General features: G+C 48.7%; 6 protein-coding genes. All 6 read right to left on the reverse strand.

Going from position 1 to position 4710, the window contains the following annotated elements; translation table 11 throughout:
* Window positions 1-512: 512 nt before the first annotated feature.
* A complete protein-coding gene (locus tag Q8O92_07730) occupies window positions 513-1841 on the reverse strand; it encodes a UDP-glucose/GDP-mannose dehydrogenase family protein (GenBank protein ID MDP2983203.1) in 1329 nt (442 codons plus the stop codon).
* A gap of 87 nt (window positions 1842-1928) precedes the next feature.
* On the reverse strand, window positions 1929-2114 hold the full coding sequence (locus tag Q8O92_07735; GenBank protein ID MDP2983204.1) for a ferredoxin: 186 nt from the start codon (window positions 2112-2114) through the stop codon (window positions 1929-1931).
* Between the two features lie 130 nt (window positions 2115-2244).
* The gene (locus Q8O92_07740; GenBank protein MDP2983205.1) at window positions 2245-2517 is read right to left on the reverse strand and encodes a hypothetical protein; all 273 of its coding nucleotides are present in this window, start codon (window positions 2515-2517) and stop codon (window positions 2245-2247) included.
* Window positions 2518-2526: 9 nt separating this feature from the next.
* Window positions 2527-3081: a nucleotidyl transferase AbiEii/AbiGii toxin family protein gene (locus tag Q8O92_07745; protein ID MDP2983206.1), complete on the reverse strand. Its 555-nt coding sequence runs from the start codon at window positions 3079-3081 to the stop codon at window positions 2527-2529.
* Window positions 3062-3268, reverse strand: a complete 207-nt coding sequence (locus Q8O92_07750) for a hypothetical protein (GenBank protein MDP2983207.1) — start codon at window positions 3266-3268, stop codon at window positions 3062-3064. Before Q8O92_07750 ends, Q8O92_07745 begins: the two co-directional genes overlap by 20 nt.
* 60 nt (window positions 3269-3328) lie before the next feature.
* Window positions 3329-4321, reverse strand: coding sequence for a Gfo/Idh/MocA family oxidoreductase (locus tag Q8O92_07755; GenBank protein MDP2983208.1), 993 nt, complete (start codon window positions 4319-4321; stop codon window positions 3329-3331).
* Between the last annotated feature and the right edge of the window lie 389 nt (window positions 4322-4710).

Here is a 4710-nt window from a genome sequence, read left to right on the forward strand (position 1 = left end):
CGAAAATACCCCTGTATAAGGGTCAATCAAACTCGTTTGTCGTGGATCTACAATATGTTGCATGGCGGCTTTATCTCCTTTCATAACAATACCTTAAATATAATAAATCTAAACCGCCATGTCAAGCTAAATATTCATTTAATTTATTTATTTATAACAACTTATGTCAAAATTATCCTTTTGTAGCCCTCGTCTATTAAGGGGGGGATGTCACCGAAGGTGACAGAGGGATCATCTTTGGATACTTCGCAGCTCGTTGCGGGGTAATTCATTCGATCGTGCCTACATCGACTATAAATGCATGAACCCGTATCGTCGGAGACTCCTTGATACCGTCTTTCTCATCAAAATCCTTACCATTCCATTCGATAGATTCAAGACAATTACTCAAACGCCCATTGGTTGAGGGGAAGGTATTTTTTATTCGTGTCAGATGCGCGATCAATGAAGGTTCGAAAAGTTATTAATCCTGATTCGAGAGCTTTTAGGGTATTTTCCAAAACATCGGTACCTCATAATGCTTCCCCGTGCCCGATACCGAAATAGCGGAATCCGCATCCCTTCATTTCTCCCGGTTCATAGAGATTGCGGCCGTCGAAAACCACCTTTCCGCGCATCAGATTGCGCACCTGATTCCAATCCGGGGAGCGGTACTCCTTCCATTCTGTCATGACGATCAGGGCATCGGCGTCAGCCAGCGCTTCGTAATTGTCTGAATGGAATGCAAGGGATTCATCACCGAGAACCTTGCGGGCATTGTCGAGAGCCTTGGGATCATGGAGAGCCAGAAGCGCCCCGCAGTCACGGAGGATACGCACGGTCTCGATCGCCGGCGCCTCACGGACATCATCTGTTTCCGGTTTGAACGCAAGCCCCCACACGGCAATTCTTTTCCCGTGGACATCACCCTGGAAGAAGCGGAGTACTTTTTCGGAAATGACCTGCTTCTGGCGGCGGTTGACCTCGTTTACCGCCTGGGGAATTTTCAGATCGATGCGGTTTTCTTTGCCGGTATGGATGAGGGAAGAAATGTCTTTCGGGAAACAGGATCCGCCATACCCGGCCCCGGTGTAAAGGAAGTATTTGCCGATTCTTTTGTCCCGGGCTATGCCCTGGCGTACCGATTCTATATCGGCGCCGACTTTTTCCGCAAGCAGGGCGATTTCGTTCATGAGAGAGATACGGGTGGCGAGCATCACATTTGAGGCATACTTGGTCAGCTCCGATGAGGGGATGGACATAAAAATCACCCTGTCCTCGTTACGGAGAAACGGCGCGTACAGGCGGTGCATGGTCTCACGGGCACGCTCGCTTTCCGCCCCGACCACCACACGGTCCGGTCCCATGAAATCGGATACTGCATTCCCCTCTTTGAGAAATTCCGGGTTATGCACCATATCAATCTCCACCGCCGCCCCTCTTTCGGAGATACGGCGGCGGATGATTTCCCCTGCCTTCGCAGTCGTACCAACAGGCACGGTGGATTTAGTGGCCACCACTGCATAGCGCTCCACATGCCGACCGATACTGTTCGCCGCTTCCAGAACCTTGCTGATATCCGCTCCACCTCCCTCGGTTGGCGGTGTTCCGACACAAATGAAGATCACCTCCGCTGAGCGTGCCGCTCCCGGAAAATCAGTGGTGAAATAAAGACGTTTTGCAGCAGCGTTCTGTTCAATCAAACGATCCAGGCCCGGCTCGTAGAGGGGAATAATGCCTTCTTTCAGCCCTCGAATTCTTTCTTCATCGGCGTCGAGGCAGATTACCGTATTCCCCATCTCTGCAAAACACGCTCCCGAGACCAGGCCGACATATCCGGCGCCGATAATGGTAATTTTCATGAATCAGTCTCCCCGGACTGTGAAACCATTACAAAAAAGGCGGCATGCGTCATACCGCCTTCTTTCCTTATATGTGTAAATATAGTATTATTCATGAGTAATGGCATCGGTGGGACAGTCTTCTTCCGCCTCGCTGGCGCAGTCTTCACGGTCGGCTGGGACAATTGGCACGATCACTTCTGCGACATCAGCCCCCATCTCAAAAATATCGGGACAGGTATCCGAACAGAGACCACAGGAAATACAGAGATTTGCATCGATAAAAACTTTCATATATTCCTCCGGAAAAAAAATGAATACTTAGGGCAGCTTTTTATAATCATACAACGTGAAAAAAGAAAAATCAACCTGAATATTGAGGAGCTTTTAAAAAATTATTTGCCAGTTTTTATCGGGATTACTTTCAGGAAATTTCTCCCCAGAAATTTGCCGGAAGAATCGAAATCGAAGGCATAGAGGACAAGGCCGAGACGTTCACAGGCATGGCAGCCATACGGGTAGCTGACATAAGCGACATCCACCTCTCCTGTATATGGAACGTTTTAAGAAAATCTTTACCGGGATGAAAAACGGCTTCAGGGCCGATCAGGGGAGTGGACTGCGCATAGGTGTTATCCGGCGCTGCAATGGTTAAACCGGCTCCAAGAATAGAGGCTACCAGCAATAAACTATTCATGGCAGCCCTTTATTGTATGTACTTATGGATTTCATCAAATGTTTTAAGAAAGGGCTGCGCCAGGCTTTCGCTGAACTGTTTGAGCCAGGAGTGAATATAGGGTATATCCATTTCCGGGTTCTTTGCCAGAATTATTTTTACATCTTCCAAGTCGCGAGGGCGTCCGGTAATTACTTTTTGAATGATGATGTCTTCCACCGAAGCGAACATTACCTTGGTGTCTCCGATCAGTACTCTTTTCACTCTCCGGATGGCTTGGTGTTCGTACGCTGAAAAGGAGAAAATCAAATCTATCCGGATGCCTGTTTGTGGATCCTGACAAGGGAGAACGAGGGTTTTGGTTACAAATGTATGAGGATCTTCCACCAATACCTTCCAATCCAAATCCCTCACTAAATTCATGATATCAGGCAGCCTGTCCGGGCCGACATCCAAAGTGACATCAATATCTTTAGTCGCTCTCGGTTCGCCATAGAGAAGAACAGCCTGCCCTCCGATGAGCATATAAGAGATGCCCTTTTCTTCCAGCATCCTGGCCATATTTTCAATGAGGTCCTGGAACATTTAGAGCCTTTGCAAGGAAAATTTTGGTCTCGATCCCTTCCAGCGGGTCTTTCAACGGCACAACGCCCAAAGCCCGCGCTTCTTCCCAGAGAGCCTCGAATATTACGAGATTCTGTAAATAGCTGGAAGGTTCCTTGCGGATATATTCCAGTTCCCAGCGTTCCAGAAATTCTCTATCTCTTACCATAGCATCCTTTGCCTCTTTTTTTACTTTGTCACTCTGTCACTTTGTCACTCTGTCACTCTGTCACTTTCCCGCTTTCTTTATTACTTCTTCCAGCGAAACCGGAGCACCACCCAATTTTTTCGACTCATCGGCGGCGGCCATGAACGCGTAGATTTCGATGGTTTCTTCCGGCGGAACAGGGATTTTGCCGGTTTTGAAGAATGCGATGATCACATCGGTCAGCGGTCCTGAACCGACATATCCGCCGCTGGGACCGATACCTTTGGAGCCGAAAACGTAGGCGCCGTAATCCTGCCTGCCGCTGCGGATTCCCCGGAAAGTCCCGATACGGCCGTCCTTCCAGACGCCGACAGCATACTCGGTGTCTTTGGTCTGCGCACGCTGCACGGTTGCACAGCCGGTTCCCATGATGGTAAACAGGGTCTCGACCCCGTGGATGCCGTACCAGAAGAGGTCGGGATGGTGCGGCTCCAGCGAACAGGGGCTGAAAGCATCGCACCCAATAACCTCGCCGATGCTCGGGTTATTGCGCATCCCGGCGATGCCCGGACAATACCGGAGTGACGAGCTGGACCAGCATGGAACACCATTTTCCTTCGCCAGGCGGAAGATTTCGATGACCTCGGAAAGACTTCCGGCCATGGGCTTGTCGATGTAGACCGGTTTTTTCGCAGCGAACACCTGCTTTACCTGCTCAAGGTGCTTGCGGCCGTCCACACTTTCCAGGAGAACACCGTCCACCCTACGAAGCAGTTCAGGAATGGAAGCGACGATCTCTATGCCGAGAGAATCCCGAAGCTCCCGGGTATATCCTTCTATACGGTCAGCGGAAGTAGGGATATCCGGCGAACCGCCTTTGAACGCGACTGTTACCCGGCAGTAGTAGTTGTTTTTAGGATCGTTTATCTCCCGTGTGAACATAACAACGTGCGAAGTGTCGAGGCCGATGATGCCGATACGGAAGACTTTTTCCTGTGCGGTGGCGCCTCCGGGCAGGGACAAAAAGATACCAAGCATTAACAAATGCCGGAAAAAACGCGGAATCGTGTCCATGTAAAGACCTCTCCTTTTAAAAAAAAGAATACTATATCCCCCCGCCGCATGTGCGGCGACCCCCTTGTTAAGGGGGTAAATTTGCGCCCAGCACCAGTCGCTGAAAACAGGGGGGATTTCTGTTTAGTTGCAAAATTCTCTTTTATCTTCGATGAATATGCATATATTGTTCTCTATCTTCAAGTACTATTACCTGTATCGATTCCATATTCCGAAAGAAAGCTTGAAATAATGACATAAAATAAATTAATTCGCTTATCGATTTGAAACAGCACTCTTGACATTTGATGCAAAAATATATATGTTTACACCAGTACAACAGATGAATCTTTGAACTGGAGGTAAGCATGAGTAATTATAATGAAATCAGTTTTTTCGAGTTTCAAGAA

The organism is Candidatus Latescibacter sp. (assembly GCA_030692375.1).
Taxonomy (GTDB): Bacteria; Latescibacterota; Latescibacteria; order Latescibacterales; family Latescibacteraceae; genus JAUYCD01.

Bases quoted from the DNA above. Each gene is read 5' to 3' on its own strand.
- Q8O92_07745 (MDP2983206.1), bottom strand. From the start codon at position 3,081: ATGTTCCAGGACCTCATTGAAAATATGGCCAGGATGCTGGAAGAAAAG.
- Q8O92_07740 (MDP2983205.1), bottom strand. From the start codon at position 2,517: ATGAATAGTTTATTGCTGGTAGCCTCTATTCTTGGAGCCGGTTTAACC.
- Q8O92_07755 (MDP2983208.1), bottom strand. From the start codon at position 4,321: ATGGACACGATTCCGCGTTTTTTCCGGCATTTGTTAATGCTTGGTATC.
- Q8O92_07730 (MDP2983203.1), bottom strand. From the start codon at position 1,841: ATGAAAATTACCATTATCGGCGCCGGATATGTCGGCCTGGTCTCGGGA.
- Q8O92_07735 (MDP2983204.1), bottom strand. From the start codon at position 2,114: ATGAAAGTTTTTATCGATGCAAATCTCTGTATTTCCTGTGGTCTCTGT.
- Q8O92_07750 (MDP2983207.1), bottom strand. From the start codon at position 3,268: ATGGTAAGAGATAGAGAATTTCTGGAACGCTGGGAACTGGAATATATC.